Genomic DNA, 20,883 nt, shown 5'->3' with positions numbered 1-20,883 from the left:
AACCCCTCCCTATCCCCAAACACGTTCAACCGTTGGAGACACCTTTAAGCGGGGTATAAAGCACAGGAGCCGATGTCCAATAGCCTTGCACTTCGTTGCGGAAAACACCCAGCAACGGCAGTTGGAACAAGAACCCGTGCACCGCTTGCTCTGTCAGAAGCTCTTGGCCTTCTTTCAACAGGGCGTTGCGCTTTTCAGGGTCGGCCTCGGTTGAAATGCTCTCCCACAGGGCGGTCATCTTGGGGTCATCATAGCCGTAGAAATACTTCGGCCCGCGCGCAAAATTGCCCATGTCGTTGGGGCTGGTATGGGCGATGATTGTCATGTCGTAGTTGTGCTTCTTGTAGATCTCGTCGATCCAGAAGCCCCATTCAACATTTTCGACTTTGGCATCAATTCCGGCGTCGGCAAGCTGCGCCTGAATGATTTCGGCCGAGCGCATCGCATAGGGGAAGGGCGGCACACGCAGGGTCATGGTCTGGCCTGCCACACCTTCGGCTTCAAACATTGCCTTGGCCTTGGCGGTATCAGGGGGGTAAACGCCCGTCAGATCAACATAGGCCTTGCCGTGCGGCGGGTAGAAACTGCCGATGGGCGTGGCCTTGCCATACATCGCACCATCAATGATCTCGTCGCGGTTGATTGCCATAGAAACGGCACGGCGCACTTCGACGTTATCAAACGGTGGCTTGGCGTTGTTCATTGCAAGAATGACTTCGCCTTCAGTGTTGCCTTGATTGACGCGGAAGCGCGGATCGGCCTCGAATTGCTCCAGCAGTTCGGGGGCAGGGAAGCCGGGGAAGGCGTCAAGCTCTTCGGCCATCATTGCTGCGGTGGCGGCTGCTGGGTCGGAAATGAACCGGAATGTCACCTTGTCGAGCGCCACGGCGTCGGCATCACGGTAGTCGGGGTTTTTGACCAGCGTCAGACGGTCGCCACGCGTCCAGCTGTCGAATTTGAACGGGCCGGTGCCAACGGGTTTGGCATTGTTGGTCGCAACCGATTCAGCTCCGACAATAGCGCTGTCACCTTGGCCCATGTTGAACAGGAAAAATGCGTCTTTGTTCTTGAGTTTGATTTCGATCGTGCCGGCATCCAATGCTGTGACACTTTCGATTGGTTTGAAGATGTCCTTGGACGGGTTGACGCTGTCTTCGGCCATCGCGCGCTCGAACGAGAAAATCACGTCTTGTGCGTCAAGCGTGGTGCCATCATGGAACTTAACGCCCTCCGCCAGAGTGAAGGTATAGGTTAACCCGTCATCCGACACCTTCCATGCGGTGGCCAGGTTTGGCTGAACCTCGCCGTTTTCGGCGATAATGGTGAGCGCCTCGTAAACGTTCATTGTCATCATGGCGTCAATTGAGGCTGTGGCATCAGCTGTCGGATCAAGAGACGTCGGCTCTTGCTGCATACCAATCACAAGGTCTGCCGAGGAAGCCGCAGTTGCGCTTAGCCCGAGCGCCAGTGCAAAGGCCGCAAATTTAAGTGATTTCTGAACATGCATCATTTGGTAAGTCCCCACGATTACTAGGTGTGTCAAAGGCAGCGTATCTAAGCCCTGTGGAAGCAGCCTAGGAACTAAGTCCTATGAACGTCAACAGATATCGAACAATGCCGACTTGTCTTGATATGGCTTTCGCGGGGCTTTCCGGACAGGCGTTGCCCCGCGGCAGTGCAAACGCCAACGAAGCTTAAAAAACATGTGTTGAGTGCACCCCCTAGATGGCTTTGGGTTATGCCAATGCTACTTTCGTCGTTCTCTGGTGCTTTCAGAACAAACCATTGTCATTCGCCGAGGTATCCGAGATCACCTGCAATACATCCCAATGTTCGACAATCTTGCCATTGTCATCAAAACGAAAAATGTCCATTCCGGCGTAGTCATCGCTACCGGGCCAAAGCTGATGGCAATGCAAAACAACAAGGTCCCCTTCTGCAATCGCGCGTTTCACATGCGTCACTTTGCCTGGATATTCGACGGCCATCCGTTCGAAATATTCGATAAAGGCCTCCTTGCCGTCCGCCACATGCGGGTTGTGCTGGATGTAATCATCGCCTGCGAACTGCTCGATTGCAGCGCGTGGTTGGCAGGTGTTGAACATCATTTCATAAAACGCAATTGCGTTGCGCTTGTTGGCTTGCAGGTTGTCGGGCATGAAGCACCTCATCACAAATGTTTCGAATCTAGTGTAGCAACGACGCTAGTTTTCGTCGCTGCCTGTCTTTTGCGGCGTTCAGAATTTGCCGTTGTCGTGCGCCATCTCTGCGGGAATGTCTGACACGACGTCCCAGTGCTCAACGATGCGGTTGTTCTCGACGCGGAACAGATCAAAGAAGGCTGTTGGCGTATCACCAAGTTTACCGGCAGATGCCGTGAACACAAAATTGCCCTCGGCGACGACGATATTCAGGTCTGTATAGACCATCGAGATTCCTTGCTCCGCCATTGCGCCAAGCGCAGCACCAAGGCCGTCAAGGCCGTCTGCGATGTTGCTATTGTGCTGGATATAGGTCTCTGTCGAGATGAAATCTGTGATCTGGTCAACCTGACCATTCATCAAGATTGTCTCGACAAAACCCGTCACAAGCGCCTTGTTTGCGGCAGTCTCGGCCAGATCGGTAATTTCTGCAACGCCGTCTGTTTGGCTGCGCCCCGACGGGTTAGGCGCGGTGACAGGTGTGAGGTTGTCCCAGTGCTCAACGACTTTACCGCCGTCGACACGAAAGACATCAAACGCCACGAGCGTGTCAGCACCCAATAGGGCGGCGTTGTCATAAGTATTGTGCAGAACAACAAGATTGTCCTCACTGATGGTGCGATGTGTGGTGACGCTAATACCCGACTCCTTAAGGGCGGGAATGAACCCCAGAATTGGTGCCGCACCGTTTGGCACTGCGGGGCTGTGTTGAATGTAATCTGGCGCAAGCGATGTCTCTGCGGCTTGCGGATCAAAGTTGATGAATATTGCCGCGAACGTGTTCAACACGATTTCAGTTGGGGTCATGGTTTGTCTCTTTCGACTCAGTTGATTTTCATGAAATAAGTAAGTATCAAATTCGAACTAGGTATCAATTACGCACTATTTAGGAACCAGGTATGCTGCAGGTAACTGCCCTTTCAAAACAAGACGCCGAGCTGTGCCCTGTGCGGCAAGTGCTCTCAAAAGTGACTGGCAAATGGCAGGTGTTGCTTGTCCTTGCTCTTGAGGATGGCGCGCTGCGGTTTGGCGCGCTAAAGCGGACGCTTGGCGACATCACCCAACGCGTGCTGACCGAGAACCTACGCAGCTTGGAGCGTGACGGCTATGTCACGCGCACTGTTTATGCGGGGCCGCCTGTTGCTGTGTCTTATGCTTTGACACCGCTTGGGTTTCAGCTGCTCGCATTGCTCAAACCGCTGGTGATATGGGCCGGCGAAAAGCACAGCGACATAGCAAAGTCCCGGGAGGCTTACGATGTCATTTGATCTCAAGACACTGGAGCTGTTCGTGCGAGCGGCCACGCTTGGGGCTATCGGCCGTGCGGGGGCGGAGTTTGATTTTTCGCCAACCAACGCATCGCAACGCATAAAAGCGCTCGAAGCAGAGCTTGGTGTAAAGCTGATGAACCGAACCACGCGTTCGGTGTCGCTTACGCCCGATGGAGAGGTCTTGCTCGAGAACGCAAAGCGCATTCTGGACGAGCTGGAAGACGTGCGAACTGTGCTGACACAATCAAAGGATGCAGTGTCGGGCGCGTTGCGTGTTACGGCGTCTGCTTCGTTCGGGCGCGCGCATATCATCCCGTTCATACCGGAGTTTGTGGCGCTATATCCGAATGTCTCGCTTGAACTGGATCTGTCGGACACGGTCGTCGATATTGTTGAGAAGGGCTTTGATCTGGCATTTCGGATCGGCCCCTTAGCGCCATCTAGCCTGTTGGCGCAAAAGATCGACGCTAACCCTGTTTGGCTGGTGGCATCACCGGAATACATTGAAAAAGCCGGGCATCCACAGACGCCGCAAGACCTGTCGCATCATGCCTGCATGCCGCTGGGGAAGACACAAAACTGGCGTCTCGTCGGTGCAGACGGGGTTGAGCATGATGTCCCCGTCAGCGGGCCTGTATCCGTAAACTTCGGAGATGCTGTCGGAGAATGGGTGGTCGCGGGTATGGGGATCGGGCGGCCCGCATTATGGCACGCGGGGCCTGATCTTTTGGCAGGGCGCTTGGTGCGTGTTTTGCCGGATTATGACGTTGTGCCCCAAAGCAACATCTGGGCCGTGCGCCCTCCGGGGCGGCTGATGCCTGCGCGGGTTCGGGCATTTTTGTCGTTCATGCAAGACAAGATCGTGGCAACCAACAAAGCACGATATGGCGGGTTGCTGCCCTAGTTTCATTCTTCCACGTGGCGACACAATCATTGCCGAAATGCTGCGATAGTCGCTGAGCTGCATTCCCGTATTTTGACCTCAACAGCAACACATGAGGTTTGATATGAACGCGCTCACCAAGATTACCGCCCAATCAGGTTTTGACATCACTGATGTTGTCAAAGCAAGACACACAACCAAAGGCTATGACGCTGCCAAAAGGATATCGGATGTCGATATCGCGAAGGTGAAGGAGCTGTTGCGGTTCAGCCCGTCGAGCACCAACAACCAGCCTTGGCACTTCGTTTTGGCCTCTACCGACGCGGGCAAAGCGCGGGTCGCCAAGGGCACTGACGAAAAATTTCCGTTCAACAGCCCGTCCATCCGGGCGGCCTCGCATGTGGTCGTATTTGCAGCGCGGGTCGCTGTTCCCGATGCCTACCAGCAAAAAGTGTTGGATCAGGAAGAGGCCGATGGCCGCTACGTTGGCGATCCGGAAACGCAAAAGGCGCAAATGGCCGCTGGCCGCACCATGTTCCACAATCTGCACAAAGATGTCTTGCAAGACGTGCAGCAGTGGAACGAGAAACAAGTCTACCTGAACGTAGGTCAGTTCCTTTTAGGCGTGGCAGCACTCGGGATCGATGCAACTCCTATGGAGGGCTTTGATCCGGCGGCGCTTGACGCGGAGTTCGGGTTTGCCGAGCAAGGGCTGACAAGCCTCGTTATCGTTCCGATCGGCTACAGCGATGCAGCAACAGATTACAACGCGACTTTGCCAAAATCACGTCTGACCTACGCAGACATTTTGACCGAAGTTTAACATCACATCGAAGGAATATGACAATGAAAGCTGTTGGCTTTATCACCCCCGGTGAGATTGACCGAGATGATGCGCTAGTTGATATCGCCCTCGACAAACCGACCGCAACAGGCCGCGACCTGCTGGTCAAGATCCACGCAGTTTCTCTCAATCCGGCCGACGCTGCTGCGCGCAAGATGATGGCAGACCCTGCAGGCGGCTACACGGTTCTTGGCTATGATGCCTCGGGCGTGGTGGAAGCCGTGGGCGAGGGCGCCGAGTTGTTCAATGTCGGCGACGAGGTTTACTATTCCGGAACGATGGATCGTCCCGGCACGAACGCAGAGTTCCATCTGGTTGATGAGCGCATCGTAGGCCACAAGCCGAGCACCCTTACCCACGCAGAGGCCGCCGCGCTGCCGCTCACCACGCTGGCCGCTTGGGAAGCCTTGTTTGATCGCCTTGAAGTGACGCGCCCTGTTCCTGAGGGCAGCAATACCATTTTGGTGATCGGCGGGTCTGGCGGCGTCGGCACGATTGCGTTGCAGGTGTTGCGAGCGACAACTGATCTGACGGTCATCTCGACGGCCTCGACGCCAGAAACAACGGCTTGGGTCAAGGAACTTGGCGCGCATCACGTTATCAACCACCGTGAGCCTATTGCGGCGCAAGTTGCTGCACTTGGCCTTGGCGCACCGGGGTTTGTCCTGTCGACAAATGGCAGCGCCGCGCACATGCCCGAGATTGCAGAGTTGATCGCCCCGCAAGGTCGGATGGTCCCTGTCGATGCTTCTGGCAAAGTGGACTTGCAACCCTTCGGTATGAAGTCCGTGTCGATCCACAACTTCACCATGTTCACGCGCCCATTGTTTCGCACACCGGACATGCAGGTTCAGGGCGAAATCCTGAACCAAGTCGCAAAGCTGGTCGATGCTGGGAAGATCAAATCAACAGTAACTGACGTGCTCGGCAAAATCGATGCCGCAACCTTGCGCCTTGCGCATAAGCAGATCGAAAGCGGCAAGACACGCGGTAAAATCGTTCTTGAAGGGTTTTGAGGTCAGGCGCTCAGACCACCTCCCAATTTTAGAGCCCGACAAGTGTCGGGCAGGAGAATTACTATGAAAGACGTAGCAAACCACTACGACAATCTGCACCTGCAATATATAGGCGGTGAATGGCGGGCGGGTTCCGCAAATCGCAGTGTCGACAGCACGGATCCGTACTCAGGAAAGAGCCTTGCAACCATCAAGATGGCTGACAAAGCCGATCTCGATGCCGCCTATGCAAAAGCTAAAGAAGCGCAAGTTGCCTGGGCGGCGGCAATACCCTCCGAGCGCGCCGCTGTCATGCGCCGCGCCGTTGAAATTTTTGACGCGCGTCATGATGAAATCATCGACTGGCTGATCCGCGAGTCTGGCAGCACCCGTATCAAAGCCGAGATCGAGTTGGGCTCGGCCCGTGATATTACAGAAGAAGCCGCAACATTTCCCAACCGCGTGCAGGGGCGCATTCTGGCCTCTAACTTGCCCGGCATGGAAAGCCGCGTTTATCGCAAGCCATTGGGTGTGGTCGGCGTGATCAGCCCTTGGAACTTTCCGCTCCACTTGTCGCAGCGCTCCGTCGCGCCCGCACTGGCGCTTGGCAATGCGGTTGTGCTGAAACCCGCCAGCGATACGCCAGTTACCGGCGGTTTGCTGATCGCCAAAATCTTTGAGGAAGCCGGCCTGCCAGCCGGTGTGTTGAGCGTGGTTATTGGCGCAGGCTCTGACATGGGTGACGCTTTTGTCGAGCATGCGATCCCGTCGATGATTTCCTTTACTGGCTCAACACCTGTGGGCCGCGGCATTGGCCGCATTGCGGGCGGTGGCGAGCATCTCAAGCGTGTTGCGCTGGAGCTAGGTGGCAACAACGCATTCGTGGCGCTGGCTGACGCAAATGTGGACGATGCCGTCAAGGCCGCCATCATGGGCAAGTTTTTGCACCAAGGGCAGATATGCATGGCAATCAACCGCATCATTATTGAGGCGCCGATCTATGATGAGTTCGTCGAGAAGTTTGTCGCCCACGCGAAGACACTTAAGTTTGGCGACCCTTCGGGCGAAGACACCGCAATTGGCCCGATCATCAACGCCAAACAGTTGGAGGGACTGAAGGGAAAGATTGCTCTCGCCAAGGAGGAGGGCGTGCGCGTCCTGCTGGAAGGCGCCCCCGAAGGGAATGTCATGCCGCCACATGTCTTTGCAGATGTGACGCCTGACATGGAGATCGCACAGGAAGAAATTTTTGGCCCGCTTGTTGGCATTCAAAAAGCCCGTGATGAAGAACACGCCTTGGAACTTGCCAACGCGAGCACGTTCGGCCTTTCGGGTGCCGTTTTTTCCGGTGATTTGGAGCGCGGCGTCGCGTTTGCCAAGCGCATCGTGACTGGCATGACGCATGTAAATGACAGCTCAATCGCGGATGATGCAAATGCACCGTTTGGAGGCGAGCAAAACTCTGGTCTGGGCCGGTTCAACGGCGAGTGGGCCATTGAAGAGTTCACGACAGATCACTGGATCACCGTGCAGCGAACACCGCGCCAGTATCCATTCTAATCCAACCATAATCGAAAACTGAAAGGAGCAAACCATGCTCACCCGCATTCTCACATTCGACGTAAAACCAGAACACACCGAGGGCTTCCGCGCGGCTTTTCTTGAGGCCAAAGCAGGCACCGAAAACGAAGCAGGGTTTGAAGAAGCGCGGCTGTTTGTCGACAATGGAAACCCCAACAGGTTCTTTGCCTATGAGCGCCTTCAAGAGGATGCTCAGGAGTTTCACAAAGCCCAACCTTACACCAAGAACCTAATGGCGTTTGTAGAAAAGTCGCAGACGGCTGTTACAATCAGAAATGTGTCCGACACCAAACCTGCCCCGGATCATTCAAAGTCGCCAAATGCCGATGACGAGGTTTTTGTTATCTTCTTCATCTTCAAATTGAAGCCTGAGTATCGTGAACAGTTGCTGGCCCAGTTCGAGACGCACATCACACATACCAAGAATGAACCGGGTAATATCCTGTTTGATCTTTACACAGTCGATGGGGCCGATGACGAGCTGGTCGTTTATGAACACTGGCGCAAAGAATCTGATGTCTGGGATATCCACTTTCATCAGCCATACGCCGAAGAAACTGGCGCACTCATGGAGCAAGCCGTGGTTGGTGACATGAAGCAATATATGAACTTTGTCACCGAAGTCGTTTGAAGTTGCCTACAACAGAACGCGGACATTAACAGAGGTGTTTGGGTTCATTACCCCGCGCAACGGCATAGTTATTGCCGAATTGCACCGATAGTCGGTGCATGAAATTCCCTTAAAAATGCACTCAAAGAAAACTTGCTTAGCTAAAGGAAAATATCGTGAAAGCTGTTGGATACATGACTGCAGGCGCGTTGGATCGTGATGATGCCCTGATCGACATAACGCTTGAGAAACCTAAGGCTTCGGGACGTGATCTGTTGGTTCGGGTGCATGCCGTTTCGGTCAACCCTGTTGACACCAAAATCCGTCGCAACCGTCCCCCCGAGGGTGATGCTCCGGCGATTTTAGGGTGGGATGCAGTTGGAGAAGTTGTTGAAGTCGGTGAAAACGTCTCCATGTTCAAAACCGGCGATATCGTTTGGTATGCGGGCGCAATAGACCGCTCGGGGACGAACGCGGAATACCATCTTGTTGATGAACGGATTGTGGGACACGCACCTAAGTCGGCAACATATGCCGAGGCAGCGTCGCTTCCTTTGACGGCACTCACTGCTTATGAAATGTTGTTTGACCGTTTGCGCATTGCCGATCCGGTTCCCGGAGCAGCGCCTGCCGTCGTTATCATTGGCGGTTCCGGCGGAGTTGGTTCCATTGCGATCCAGCTGTTGCGGGCCAAAACCGATCTGACTGTGATTGCGACCGCATCGCGGCCTGAAACGCAGGAATGGGCGCAACATCTGGGGGCGCATCACGTGATTGACCACACAAAACCATTGCCCCAACAGGTTGAGGCGCTGGGGCTCGGCCAACCTGGCTATGTCTTCTCAACCACGCACACGCATCAGTATATCGAGCAAGCCGCCGAGCTTATCTCGCCGCAAGGGCGCTTTGGCCTGATCGACGAGCCCGATCCGCTGAACGTTATGCCATTCAAGCCAAAAGCTGTTTCGATCCATTGGGAGTTGATGTTCACGCGATCTCTGTTCCAGACCGCTGATATCTCGCGGCAGCATGATATCCTAAACGAGATCGCTGATCTGCTCGATGCGGGCAAAATACGCTCCACAGCAACAGAAACGCTGGGCAAGATTGATGCGGCGACGGTGAAACGCGCACATGCAATTATTGAAAGCAACAAAGCCAAAGGCAAACTCGTTCTCGAAGGCTTTTAAGCAAGGGCGGCGGTGTGTATTATCCCACATCGCCACCACGAAACAGAACGTTAAAGCTACCTCGGTGAAACACGCTCGAATGCTGCGGCGAGGGCTGATTTGTCTTCGTCTGACATCGTTCCAAAGATCGTTTCATCCCGCGCCATAACCATGGGAACAATAGTATCATAAAGTGTCCAACCTTTTGCGGTCAGGGACCACAATTGGCGACGGCGGTTGGTTGGGTCGGCTTTGACCGTAGCGAGACCGGCTTTTTGTAAACCTCGCAAACCACGGCTTATGGCCATTTTGTCCATCTCTAAAAATCGCGAGACTTGCTCACCCGAAGAATCGGGGCTGCTCGCCAAAACCATCGCGCAGCGCCAATCCGTTAGGGGGATATCAAACGTTTTTCCGGGGCCATCGTTGAACGCACGCACCATGCGGTTCGCCGCCAAAAGCATTTTGAACGACAGCGTGTCTATAATCTGGGTGTCGTTGCGCCCCTTTTCTATTTCTTTGTTTTTCTGAAAACTCTCTAAATCCATGATGTTACTTGCCCTATCGTAAGTTTTCCGCGGTGCAGATGTCTTGGTCGAGTATAAACCATATTGACTTGTAACAAAAGTTACTTAAAGTAACAGATGTTACAAAGGGAGACATCAACTCATGCTTATGGAAAAACGGACCCAGCCAGGTGTTTACGGATATGCCGCCAAAGACCTGACATGGCGCAAAGCTGACAAGAAAGGCATGGCGCTGGCATCGGTTCGCGCAAGCCGCGAGGAAGGTAAGTATCTCGGATATCTGCGCGCAGACTCGATGACAGAAACCGGTATTCACCAACACCTTGGCCCAGCAACAAGCTACTTTCTGGAAGGCGGGTTTGCGGATTACGACGGCTATGCAGGACGGGGCATGTTAGGTGTAAACTTGGCTGGGGCGACGCATTCGGCGATGGCCTATGTAGATACCTTGATGGTGTCACGGCTGGAAGCGCCAGTGATCTACCCCTCCGAAGATATGGCGGGAAACAACTCTCTACATACGGGCTCGTATGCGGGCGAAATCGTCAACGAGCATCCCGAAGTCAGCCCAGACATTAACATACAGGTTGACGGTGTGCGCTTGGCACGCACCGAGATCGAGCGCGTGTCGCGCCGTGTCTTGTTTGACTACATCGGATCAGGTGAAAACCGTCGTTGCGCGCATATGCAACTTCTGCCCTATAGCGAGATCCCGGAGTTCACCACACATGAGCCACTAGACATTTTTGTGGTTGGTGGCGCGCTTTGCGTGGGCGGCGAATGGCAAGAAGCGGGTGCGTTTTTTGTCGTTGATCCCGGTGCTACAACCAGCATCAAAACCGAGTTTGGCGCAATGATTATGGTTTGGTCCGAAGCCCCAATCACATGGGTGAACGCAGACTACAAAGACCCGTTCGGGTTTTAACTCGAACGGCATTAGACAGCTTAATCGCGATATGGGAGTACAGCGAATGAAACCTTTTCACCAAAAACTTAACCGACGGGCAGTCCTTGCAGGTGGTGCAGCAGCGGCAGCTGTTATGGCCACAGGCACATCCGCATCAGCGGCAACAAAGCTGCGGCTGGCACATGTTGCCCCGACACAATCTGCGTACCAGCAGTCTGTCGATTACTTTACGGGGCACCTTAAGACACTGACAAATGGGGAGATTTTGATTGAATCTCACGCTGGCGGCACGCTGGGTGGATTGAAACAACTGTGGGCGCAACTGCGTGTCGGAGTCATTGATTTCCACCTGATCGACCCTGCAGCAATGGCCGTGATGAAAGAGGCCGCGACGTTCCGTGTGGTGTCGCAACCCTACCTGTTTGATGATCTGGATCACTGGCGGCGTTATATCAAGAGCGACCTGTTCGCGAGCCAGATGGATGAAGTCGAAAAGGCCACAAATATCAAGTGGATTGGCTACATGGGCGACCGCGCACCACGCGGAATTTCTTCGGCGCATACACGGGTTGAAACACTCGCAGATATGAAGGGGCTGCGACTGCGTACCATCGAAAATCCGATTACTATCGCCAGCTTCAAGGCTTGGGGCGCAAACCCGATTCCGATGTCATCTCCTGAAGTTTACAACGCTATCGAAACCGGAATGGTTGAAGGGCAGGACAACGGGATCATCGACACGGTAAACTTGGGATACATCCCTGTGACCAAATACTATACCGAACTGAACAGCATGTTTTCAGGCATTGGCTTGTGGATGAGCGGTGCGAAATTCAACATGGTTGGCAGCGATGTACAGGCGGCCATGGCCCAGGCGATAACCTTGACTCAGAAGGATATGGCAACAGACTTTGCTGCAAACGAAGCCAAAGCGCGCAAAGCCATGACAGACGCAGGAATCGAGATCATTCAGCCCGAACGGCAGGCCTTTCAAGATGCTGTTCAAGAAACTGCGCAAGACATGGATGGTAAAGTCTGGCCAGAAGGGCTGCTCGCCAAGATCCAGGCGATCTGATGATACGCGATTGTAACAAATGGTTTGCGAGGGGCCTTGATTGGTGTCTCGCAAGTTTGATCCTGTCAGTCACAGCAATTGCACTCGCACAAGTCGTCTTGCGATACACCTTTTCGGCTGCGATTTTGTGGGCGGAGGAAGTTTCAGTCATTTTGATGGTGTGGTTCGTGGCATTCGGTGCCGCGCGAGCATGGCTGTCAGACGAACATATCAGCGTTAACTTACTGCCGGACGTACTGCCTTCCAAGGCACGCCTGGCCTTGTTGTTAACATTTGACGGGTTGGCGATCGCGGCGGGCGTTTCGCTGGTGGTTATCAGCCGCCCGTTGGTTGCTGTTTATGAATCGATAATGCTGGACACCGTAGATGCAACTGCGTGGTGGAAATACACTCCACTGATCGTGGCAGGCATTTTACTGGCACTGGCTGGCAGTTTGCGGTCTGCGCGGAGGATCTCTGATGCTTAGCCTTCTTCTCCTTTTTGGTGTCCTGCTGTTCTTGGTGTGCATGGGTGTTCCGGTGTTTCTCAGTATGGCTGGCGCGGCCGTAACATACGCTTTGGTGACTGGAACTGTGCCATCGATGATCCTTGCCCAGAGTTTGGTGCAAGGTGTGAACAGCTACATCTTTGTCGCAATCCCTTTTTTCTTCCTTGCGGGTGAGATCATCAGCCGCGCTGGAATTGGCGCGCGGTTATTCAAGTTTGCTGGCACATTGGTAGGACACCGCCAAGGTGGGTTAAGCCATGTTAATGTGTTGACGAATGTGAGCTTTGCGGGTGTGTCCGGATCGGCTGTCGCAGATGCCGCCGCGATTTCTGGCATTATCACTCCCGCAATGCGAGAGGCCGGATATCCTGCGCCTTATGCCTGTGCGATTACGGCAGCAGGGGCAACGATCGGGCCAATCCTGCCACCCTCTATTCCGATGCTGATTTACGCGCTGTTTACCGGCGCATCTGTGACCCAGCTGTTTATGTCGGGCATTGTGCCTGCCTTTTTGATGGCGGGCGGCTTGATTGTGTTGGGTGCGTTCATAGCATCCCGTCGTGGGTTTCCCACAGGGCCGCGCGCCAGTTGGGGTGACGTTCGCACAGCGGCGGTTTCTGCGTCTTTGGGGCTGGCGATGCCCGTGATCGTGGTGGCGGGGCTGCGTCTCGGGCTGGCTACAGCGACAGAGATCGGGGCACTTTTGGTGCTCTATGCGTCCATCATTGGGCTTTTCTTTTATCGCAGTGTCGGGGTTTCTGACCTGTGGCAATGCCTGGTCGAAGCCGCACGCGCTTCTGCTGGGTTGCTCGTAATTGTGGCCAGCGCGGGCAGCTTTGTCTGGATCCTCGCCACGGCCGGATTGGGGCAGGCCGTTGCCGATTTCATCGTGGCGCAGGATTTGAATGCACAGTTGCTGTTGTTGCTGGTTGTCCTGCTAACCCTGATCTTGGGGATGATGCTCGACCCTATCACGATCCTTGTGCTCCTTGGGCCTTTGTTGCTGCCTACAGTTACAGCGGTTGGCATCGACGTGGTGCACTTCGGCGTGGTTCTGATCCTGTCAACAGTGATCGGATTGTTGACACCGCCCGTGGGCGTGATCCTGTATCTCGTTTCTGCGCAAGCGGGAGTTTCCCCAGTTGCAGTTATGCGGGAAATGGCACCGATGTTGGCGGTACTAATTTCTGTTCTGCTATTGGTCGCGCTATTCCCTTTGTTCAGCGTCGGTTTTGCGCAGTGGGTCATTGGATAGGAGAGAAGGCATGAGGAATTATCTAGATTCTATTTCAATGGTAACGGATGTCCACCGCGGTTCCGTTGTGATCTCGGCCTCGCATGGAGGGGTCTACCCCTCGATGTTGGCCGCCAAAGCGGGATTGCGTGCAGTGGTGTTTAACGACGCGGGCATTGGGCGTGATCAAGCCGGGATTGGCGGCATAGTTGCGCTCGCTGACATCGGTATGGCGGCAGCTGCGGTTGACTGCATGTCCTGTCGCATTGGCGACGGCGCGGACATGGCAGAACGGGGTGTGATTTCGTTTGCGAACGACCCTGCGCTTGCCGTGGGCGTGAAACCTGGCCAGCATGTAACCGAGGCCGCACGTTTGATGGCCACAGCTCCAATGCCTATTGGTGACTTCGCCGAAGTGGCCGAAGGGCGCTACAATTTACGGGTTGAAGGCCTGCACGCGTCACTGGTGATTGCTGACAGCGGATCGTTGTTCAACTCGGGCGATGATGGGTCGATTTTGGTGATGGGGTCACATGGCGGCGTGCTGGGAAAACCACCCGGTTTGGCGTTGCCTGCAACGGGGCGTTTTGTGGCCTTCAACGACGCTGGAGGAGGCGCGGATGACTGGGGAATATCCCGACTGTCAGGGTTGGACGATCAGCAAATCCCTGCGGCGGGGGTGTCGCACTGGGCCGCCAAAATAGGCAATGGCCGGTCTGTCTGGGAAGAAGGCATCGTATCCTGTGTCAACAAAACCGCTGAGTCTTTGGGGGTCAAAATCGGATTGCCCTTGCAACAAATCATCGGAATGAAAGCAGATCGATCTGGTAAGTGGCCTTAATTCCCTTTTCTCTCTGCGCGCGCCAATATTAGGGCGATGAATCTACAGCTCGCTGGCTATTTGATCGCTTCAATAGTCTTACAAAAGTCAATTTTCGAACATCCTTAATGTCCCTAATTGAAGTAGTATCTGTGAACGCCTTTACTTGGAGACAGGCCACGTTGAGAAAACTTCTGGTACAGTTTTTGGGCATATTCCTCATAGGGGTTGCTGCATTTTGCATCCTCTTTTTTGCGGCTCTCTCCGAGATCGGCCCCAACAATGCCGGGATTTTTGGCTATCTTGCTATGGCATGCATCTCCCTAGGTTTTTTTGGGCCTCTATTCGTATTGGGCTTACACTGTGTGCTCCGATGGCACGTTGCGAACCGTTTTGATCGGGTTTTCATTGCCGTAATGGGTGCTTGTGTGCTGATTTCTTTAGGAACGCATGTGTTTGTCACGATGCAGTTCACACCTAACAGCGATGCCATGGGGCTCTACTTCATATTATACAGCATTTCGTTTGCTTTATGTGCATCAGGAACAAAGATCAGAAGGCCGTAATGGTTGGGCACGATTATTTTGCTGACTTCAGCAAAAGAGCTGATTGGATTCTGCGTCTAATGTAGAGTTCCAATGACCGTTTCATCGACATCGGGTGTCCGGCAGCAAAATATTTCTGCAGAGAGGAAGTAATGCTTCGTGGGTGCTGACGGCACGAGCAAAGGGCGGCTTTGTCCCGCCTAAGTTTCTTTGCGGGTTTAGTCGCGAGCGTCCGGTTTTGGGCTGAGGTGCTTTTCGTTCCTGACTTGAGAGGCGTGGTCCGGTCGGGTCGTGGTGGGGTTGCAACGTTACTGCTGGCGGCAATAGCACGACGCTTTGATCGGTATCTCGGCGCGGGCTGTGGCTTTGTCCAGTTGCAGCTTGATATGTGCTGCTTCGGTGGTTTCCCCTCGCTTTGTGAGGCACTCATGCAGCCCGTGCAGGCTCCAGACATTGCCCGGATGCTGGCAAGCCCGACTTAACGTTGCATCAAGGCCCAAGTCAGCGCGATAAACGGCTTCGGCTTCCTCGACCTGACCCTGTTCCAATAGCAGCGCACCCAAGGCGTGACGCGTTGGCTGCATCCAGCCCCAAGGCTCGTCGTAGGGCATGCTGTCATCAATTATGACAGACTGGCGGAGGTGATCAAAGGCAGCCTCGTGTTCGCCCTTGTGATAGGCAAGCTCGCCGAGCATCATCTGCTCTGCGACTTTCAGAATGTCTTGGCAGGTGTTGTTAAACAACATCCGGCTTTCCGGCACGCGCGCGACTGCCGCATAAAACGCGGCCTTTTCTGCATCCACTTCGCTCATCCGGTGCAAGTTTGCCAAAGCAACCGTTCGGGCATAGCGCATCATCGCAAGCGTCACACAAAACAGCTCTTCGTCTTCGGGCAGCTCTTGGGCCAAGATGTCTTGCCAACGGCCAAACCGGATAAGCACATGCTGCTTCATCGGCACGAAGCCTTCAAACCAGTCGGCCATCGGGCGCAGGGTGTCGGCTGGCAACGTTGCAATGAGCGCATCAGCTGTCTCGATGGCGACAGAGGGCTGGCCCAGAAACATCGCGCCGTATATTTTGAAGTGATAGTTGTGGCAGCGGTAAACCGAATAGAAGTTGTCTGCGCCTTCGCGTGCGAGGTATTTCTCGTCCGCGACAATCGCCGCTTCGTTGCGCAACACCACATTCATGTAATCACCACACAGCACGTCAACATGGGTTGGCATGTGCAGCAAATGCCCCGCATCGGGAACAAGCGTGCTAAGGGCATCGCCATGACGCAGCGCTTTTTCGGGATGGGGGGACATTTCCATCAGGTGAATATACATGTGCAAAAGTCCGGCATGTTGCCACGCACCGGGCAAGGACTGAAGCGAATTGTCCAGCAAGGTAATGGCTTCAAGTGTGTCCGCGCCTTGGGCCGGTTGCCCACTTGGAAGATCCCACAAGGCCCAAGGGGTGCGGTTCATGATCGCTTCGGCGAAAACGGCGCAAACGTCCAGATCATCACTGAACTCGGCATGCACTTTGCGCATTGCATCGGCAAAGGCGTCGTTCCAGGGGTTATAATCTTCAATGGTTGAAACATCCGGATAGCGCGCTTGCAGCGCTTCAATCAGGGCCCGCTCTACTGGTGTGACTTGATCCAACAAGCTGTTTGCTGCACTGATCGAAGATTGCGCCAAGGCAATGCAGCTTGGCTTTTCGTCGCTTTCGAAGGCTTCCCAGGGTTTGTTATAATTCGGGCCGATGCAATATCCGATGCCCCAATGGGCCATTGCGCAAGCCGGATCTTCGCTCAGAGCGCGTTGAAAACAGGCAATCGCTTCTTCGTGGTTGTAAGCATATGTCCACGCCAACCCACGGTTGAACCAGAGCTGAGCATCCTTGGATGTGGTTGAAACTATTCGGGAGTATGACCCCAGATCATAGTAGTCCATCGCGCTTCTCCTTGCCTCGGTTTACTCTGCCGCGTCTGTCCTCAGGCGTGCTGCTTGCGTCCAAAACATCTCCGAAAGTGCTCGGTGACGCAAGTCTGCATCTTCGCCCCGGAGGTGCCAGAGGTTGGGCCGTTTGTGCATCGTGGCGGCTGTTATGTGTTGGCCGGATACCTAACCAGCCAGACAGCTAACCAGCTAGACACCTAACCAATAAGCGAAAAATGATGGCGCTCGGTGGCGATGCCAAGGTCTTTGAGAGCGGCTTCAAGCGCTTCGTGGGGCGGGGTGCAGGCGTAGGGCAGGCGCAGTTTGCGGCCATCTTTCAGAAACAGCGTTACCTTCACTGACAGATCAAGTCGCGTATCAAAACGGGCCCGCAAAATGAGGTTTGTAGCAAGCTCGTCGTTCACCGTTGGGGTGCTCCAGCTCATGTTGTGGGCGGTCAGCTCAAAGGTTGAAAGCGGGTCGGTCAGCGCCTCCCAAGCCGCGGGCAACGCAAAAAGCGCCAGAACGCCGGCGATCCAGAGGTTGAGGTCAATCACCGCGACAAGCAGCAACAGCCCGCCGAAGACCGCCGCCAATGTCAGCAGGGCGGCAAGTGAGCGGCCGCGGCGCTGATGGTGTAGGGGAACGGTGGTGTTTTGAGCGTTCATCTGATTTTGAAGGCGCGCTTCACATCATCAAGCGCTTCGGTTTGCCGAGTGTTGAGCCCATCACTGCCGGACTGTGCAAGCACCCCGTTTATGACTTGTAGGAGGGGCGCAAATTTCTGTGGGTCCAGCCGGAACAGCTTTCGCGATAGCCGCGTTACGGCTGCTCCTGCTCCGCCACATTCGCTCACCAGCCAACGCCCGAGAATGCAGAGCTCGTCGGCGTCATCTTTGCTGATGTTCAGTGTTTTTGACAGCTCCCAAGCAAGCGCTTCCCGTTGTTCGGAGGTCGGCAAGGCTTCAAGCTCCAGAAAAGCTGACGCAATGCCAGTGATGGCGATGTTGGGGTCTTCGATGTTTTCGGCAGGGTGCACGTTGGTGTTCCTTTGAAAGCCAAAGCGCCGCGCCGCGAGGCGCACGTCATTTGCCATATCAAACAGCTCGTTGGCTGCGTCCGCTGCGTTGCGCGCGCGCATGATAAAAAACAACACACCTGTAACAGCGGCGATGACGGCAAGAATGATAGGCATACCTGCTTAACCTTCCAAAATACGGCTGACCATTTCGGTTGTATCACCGCTAAGGCTTTCTGTCGCCAAAATGCGTTCAAGTTGCGCTTTAACAAGTGCTTGGCGGGCGCCGTCATACCGCTTCCATGTCTGGAAGGCTGTGCACATGCGCGCCGTGGTCTGCGGGTTGATCGCGTCAAGCTTGATCAGCCAATCCGCGAGCAGAGTATAACCCCTGCCAGAGATGTGGTGAAAGCCTGCATGGTTCATCGCCAGCGCCCCGAAGACCGCGCGAAAGCGGTTGGGGTTTTTCATGTCAAACAGCGGGTGTCGGGTGAGTTGCTCGGCGGTATCGGCGCAGTTCTGCGGGCTCGCAAAAGCGACCTGCGAAGCAAACCACTTGTCCATCACCAGCCTGTCACCTTGCCACTGCTCAAAGAAGGCGTTGTTTTCATGTTGGCCAGCTTCATCAGAGAGAAGCGCATTCAGCGCCGCCATTTGCTCGGTCATGTTGCCCGCGCGGGCATACTGCGCCCGTGCTTGTGCGCCACCGTCTGTGCGCGTCATCATATAGAGCACGCGCATGTTGAGGGCGCGTTTGCCAGCCGCCTCAGCGTCGGGGCGGTAAGGGCCTTCAACTGTCGTGTCTGCATAGAGCCTCGGAAGGCTGTCAGCGAGGCTCTGCGCGAGGCTTTGTGCCATGGTTTCGCTCGCTTCGTAAATTGCCTGTGGGTCGGGGGTGTGGCCTGCGTCTTGCAGGCTTTGGGCGAGGTCGTCTTGCGCGATGGGTTGCAGCACCAGCGCACGAAAGGCTGGCTCGAGGCTGTCGTCGCGAGCAACCTTCGAAACGGCGTCAAGGAAGGCGCTGTCAGGGGCGGCACCTGTTGTGATCATCTCGATCATCGACGCGCGGCGCAGGGCTTGGCCGGCTTCCCACTGGTTGAAGGGATCGGTGTCGTGGGCCAAGAGGAGGGCGCGTTCGGCGTTGGTTGTCTCTTTTTCCAAGATAACCGGCGCGGAAAAATCCCGCAGTATCGAAGGGACAGGTTTGGAAGTTAGCCCCTCAAAAGTGAAGCTCTGCTGGCGTTTTGTCATCTCGAGAACAGTGGTCGGCACGACTTCATCACCATTGGGGTTGAGCAGGCCAACGGCGATGGGAATAACCCGCGGTTTCTTCTGTGGCTGGCCGGGGGTTGGCGGTGTTACTTGTTTAAACGTAAGCTTGTAGCGTCCGTTGTTAAACTTCTCTGTCACCGTCAGGCGCGGCGTGCCTGCAGAAGTATACCAACGCTTGAAGCGTTTAAGGCTGCGGCCTGTCACCTCTTCAAAGACTTGCAGCCAGTCTTCAATCGTGGCCGCGTCGCCGTCGTGGCGGGTGAAGTAGAGATCAAGCGCTTTGTAGTAGTCTTCATCGCCGACAAGCCGCTTGAGCATGCCGATCACTTCGGCGCCTTTTTCATAGACTGTGGCGGTGTAAAAATTGTTGATCTCAACGAAGCTGTCAGGGCGCACGGGGTGTGCCAGCGGGCCGCCGTCTTCGCGGAACTGGCGGCCTCGCAGATCAATCACATCGCTGATGCGCTTCACGGGAGCCGAGCGCATGTCAGAGGTGAACTGGCTATCGCGGTAAACAGTGAGCCCTTCTTTCAGGCAAAGCTGGAACCAGTCGCGGCAGGTGATGCGATTGCCTGTCCAGTTGTGAAAGTATTCATGCGCAATGATGGCTTCGATACGCTCGAAGTTGGCGTCGGTTGAGGTTTCGGGCGAGGCCAGCACGCAGGAGGAGTTGAAGACATTCAGCCCCTTGTTTTCCATCGCGCCCATGTTGAAGTCATCGACCGCGACGATGTTGAAGATATCGAGATCATACTCGCGGCCATACACCTCTTCATCCCAACTCATCGACGCCTTGAGGGCCTCCATCCCGAAAGCGCACTTATCTTCATCACCGGGGCGCACCCAGATGTTCAACTCAACGTGCTTGCCAGTGTGGGTGGTGAAGCTGTCAGGGTGGTTGATCAGATCACCGGCGACCAGCGCGAAGAGGTAGGCAGGCTTTGGCCAAGGGTCATGCCACTCGGCAAAGCCGTCGCCTTGCGTGCCTTTGTTGCCGTTAGAGAGCAGCACAGGCTCGCGCCCCTCGACGCGGACTTTGAAGGTGCTCATCACATCGGGGCGGTCGGGGTAGAATGTGATCTTGCGAAAGCCCTCGGCCTCGCACTGGGTGCAATACATGCCGTTTGACATGTAAAGCCCTTCAAGTGCTGTGTTGGTCTGCGGGGAAATTTCCACCTCGGCTTCAAACATAAACGCGCCTTCGGGCACATCTGCCTCAAGCCCGCCTTCAACCAGGCGCGGTGCGATAGCCTCACCGTTGATTGCGCAGGAAATCAGCTTAAGTTCTTCACCATGCAGGAAAAAACGCTTGTCTGTTGCCTCGGGGTTGGGCGCAAAGCGAATGCGGCTGATCACCCGTGTCGCAAGCGGCGCGAGCTTGAATGTGAGCTCGACACTCTCAACGGAGTAGCCAAATGGCGTGTAGTCTTTCAGGTATTTTGTCTGGTTGGTCATCTGGCTCTCCGGCGTGGTGTTTGAGCTGACGGTATGCGCCTGAGCTACGGCCTTCAAGGGAGG

The 20,883-nt window shown here is 54.9% G+C and carries 20 protein-coding genes; 12 read left to right on the top strand and 8 right to left on the bottom strand.

What is annotated here, in order from left to right:
• Window positions 1-25 precede the first annotated feature (25 nt).
• The 3 genes from KO498_RS13530 to KO498_RS13520 all read right to left on the bottom strand — a co-directional run bounded on the left by KO498_RS13530 (window position 26) and on the right by KO498_RS13520 (window position 3,008).
• The gene (locus KO498_RS13530; RefSeq protein ID WP_215960406.1) at window positions 26-1,510 is read right to left on the bottom strand and encodes an ABC transporter substrate-binding protein; all 1,485 of its coding nucleotides are present in this window, start codon (window positions 1,508-1,510) and stop codon (window positions 26-28) included.
• A 262-nt stretch (window positions 1,511-1,772) separates the two neighbouring features.
• The gene (locus tag KO498_RS13525) at window positions 1,773-2,159 is read right to left on the bottom strand and encodes a nuclear transport factor 2 family protein (RefSeq protein WP_215960405.1); all 387 of its coding nucleotides are present in this window, start codon (window positions 2,157-2,159) and stop codon (window positions 1,773-1,775) included.
• A 78-nt stretch (window positions 2,160-2,237) separates the two neighbouring features.
• Window positions 2,238-3,008 carry a nuclear transport factor 2 family protein gene (locus KO498_RS13520; protein ID WP_215960404.1) on the bottom strand — a complete coding sequence of 257 codons (771 nt, stop codon included), beginning with the start codon at window positions 3,006-3,008 and terminating at the stop codon, window positions 2,238-2,240.
• Between the two features lie 92 nt (window positions 3,009-3,100).
• Between KO498_RS13520 and KO498_RS13515 the strand changes: the two genes are divergently transcribed.
• From KO498_RS13515 to KO498_RS13485, 7 genes are all read left to right on the top strand, one after another.
• Window positions 3,101-3,469 carry a winged helix-turn-helix transcriptional regulator gene (locus KO498_RS13515; RefSeq protein WP_215960403.1) on the top strand — a complete coding sequence of 123 codons (369 nt, stop codon included), beginning with the start codon at window positions 3,101-3,103 and terminating at the stop codon, window positions 3,467-3,469.
• Window positions 3,459-4,376, top strand: coding sequence for a LysR family transcriptional regulator (locus KO498_RS13510; protein WP_215960402.1), 918 nt, complete (start codon window positions 3,459-3,461; stop codon window positions 4,374-4,376). Before KO498_RS13515 ends, KO498_RS13510 begins: the two co-directional genes overlap by 11 nt.
• A gap of 103 nt (window positions 4,377-4,479) precedes the next feature.
• Window positions 4,480-5,178, top strand: coding sequence for an oxygen-insensitive NAD(P)H nitroreductase (gene nfsB / locus KO498_RS13505; protein ID WP_215960401.1), 699 nt, complete (start codon window positions 4,480-4,482; stop codon window positions 5,176-5,178).
• 23 nt (window positions 5,179-5,201) lie between these two features.
• Entirely contained in the window at window positions 5,202-6,215 is a 1,014-nt protein-coding gene (locus KO498_RS13500; protein WP_215960400.1) for a zinc-binding alcohol dehydrogenase family protein, read from the top strand.
• Between the two features lie 63 nt (window positions 6,216-6,278).
• Entirely contained in the window at window positions 6,279-7,754 is a 1,476-nt protein-coding gene (locus tag KO498_RS13495) for an aldehyde dehydrogenase family protein (protein WP_215960399.1), read from the top strand.
• 34 nt (window positions 7,755-7,788) lie between these two features.
• Window positions 7,789-8,406: a putative quinol monooxygenase gene (locus tag KO498_RS13490; RefSeq protein ID WP_215960398.1), complete on the top strand. Its 618-nt coding sequence runs from the start codon at window positions 7,789-7,791 to the stop codon at window positions 8,404-8,406.
• A gap of 155 nt (window positions 8,407-8,561) precedes the next feature.
• Window positions 8,562-9,575, top strand: a complete 1,014-nt coding sequence (locus tag KO498_RS13485) for a zinc-binding alcohol dehydrogenase family protein (protein ID WP_215960397.1) — start codon at window positions 8,562-8,564, stop codon at window positions 9,573-9,575.
• 56 nt (window positions 9,576-9,631) lie between these two features.
• Here the strand turns inward: KO498_RS13485 and KO498_RS13480 are convergent, their stop codons facing one another.
• A complete protein-coding gene (locus KO498_RS13480; RefSeq protein ID WP_215960396.1) occupies window positions 9,632-10,102 on the bottom strand; it encodes a MarR family winged helix-turn-helix transcriptional regulator in 471 nt (156 codons plus the stop codon).
• Between the two features lie 121 nt (window positions 10,103-10,223).
• Between KO498_RS13480 and KO498_RS13475 the strand changes: the two genes are divergently transcribed.
• From KO498_RS13475 to KO498_RS13455, 5 genes are read left to right on the top strand one after another with little or no spacing between them, the layout of a single operon-like run.
• Complete coding sequence (locus KO498_RS13475; RefSeq protein WP_215960395.1) at window positions 10,224-11,006, top strand: cupin domain-containing protein; 783 nt, start codon at window positions 10,224-10,226, stop codon at window positions 11,004-11,006.
• Window positions 11,007-11,052: 46 nt separating this feature from the next.
• The gene (locus tag KO498_RS13470) at window positions 11,053-12,063 is read left to right on the top strand and encodes a TRAP transporter substrate-binding protein (protein ID WP_215960394.1); all 1,011 of its coding nucleotides are present in this window, start codon (window positions 11,053-11,055) and stop codon (window positions 12,061-12,063) included.
• Entirely contained in the window at window positions 12,063-12,530 is a 468-nt protein-coding gene (locus tag KO498_RS13465) for a TRAP transporter small permease (RefSeq protein WP_215960393.1), read from the top strand. The genes KO498_RS13470 and KO498_RS13465 overlap by 1 nt, the downstream gene beginning before the upstream one ends.
• Window positions 12,523-13,806, top strand: a complete 1,284-nt coding sequence (locus tag KO498_RS13460) for a TRAP transporter large permease (RefSeq protein WP_215960392.1) — start codon at window positions 12,523-12,525, stop codon at window positions 13,804-13,806. The genes KO498_RS13465 and KO498_RS13460 overlap by 8 nt, the downstream gene beginning before the upstream one ends.
• A 10-nt stretch (window positions 13,807-13,816) precedes the next feature.
• On the top strand, window positions 13,817-14,626 hold the full coding sequence (locus tag KO498_RS13455) for a hypothetical protein (RefSeq protein ID WP_215960391.1): 810 nt from the start codon (window positions 13,817-13,819) through the stop codon (window positions 14,624-14,626).
• Between the two features lie 832 nt (window positions 14,627-15,458).
• On the opposite strand, the gene KO498_RS13450 is transcribed toward KO498_RS13455, so the two are convergent.
• The 4 genes from KO498_RS13450 to pepN all read right to left on the bottom strand — a co-directional run bounded on the left by KO498_RS13450 (window position 15,459) and on the right by pepN (window position 20,820).
• The gene (locus tag KO498_RS13450) at window positions 15,459-17,090 is read right to left on the bottom strand and encodes a tetratricopeptide repeat protein (RefSeq protein WP_215960390.1); all 1,632 of its coding nucleotides are present in this window, start codon (window positions 17,088-17,090) and stop codon (window positions 15,459-15,461) included.
• Window positions 17,091-17,293: 203 nt separating this feature from the next.
• Complete coding sequence (locus tag KO498_RS13445) at window positions 17,294-17,743, bottom strand: hypothetical protein (protein WP_215960389.1); 450 nt, start codon at window positions 17,741-17,743, stop codon at window positions 17,294-17,296.
• The gene (locus KO498_RS13440; RefSeq protein WP_215960388.1) at window positions 17,740-18,270 is read right to left on the bottom strand and encodes a hypothetical protein; all 531 of its coding nucleotides are present in this window, start codon (window positions 18,268-18,270) and stop codon (window positions 17,740-17,742) included. Before KO498_RS13440 ends, KO498_RS13445 begins: the two co-directional genes overlap by 4 nt.
• Before the next feature lie 6 nt (window positions 18,271-18,276).
• Window positions 18,277-20,820 carry an aminopeptidase N gene (pepN, locus tag KO498_RS13435; protein WP_215960387.1) on the bottom strand — a complete coding sequence of 848 codons (2,544 nt, stop codon included), beginning with the start codon at window positions 20,818-20,820 and terminating at the stop codon, window positions 18,277-18,279.
• Window positions 20,821-20,883: the final 63 nt, after the last annotated feature.

The organism is Lentibacter algarum, assembly GCF_018860975.1.
Lineage (GTDB): Bacteria > Pseudomonadota > Alphaproteobacteria > Rhodobacterales > Rhodobacteraceae > Lentibacter > Lentibacter algarum_A.
This window is presented reverse-complemented; position numbering and strand designations above follow the sequence as displayed.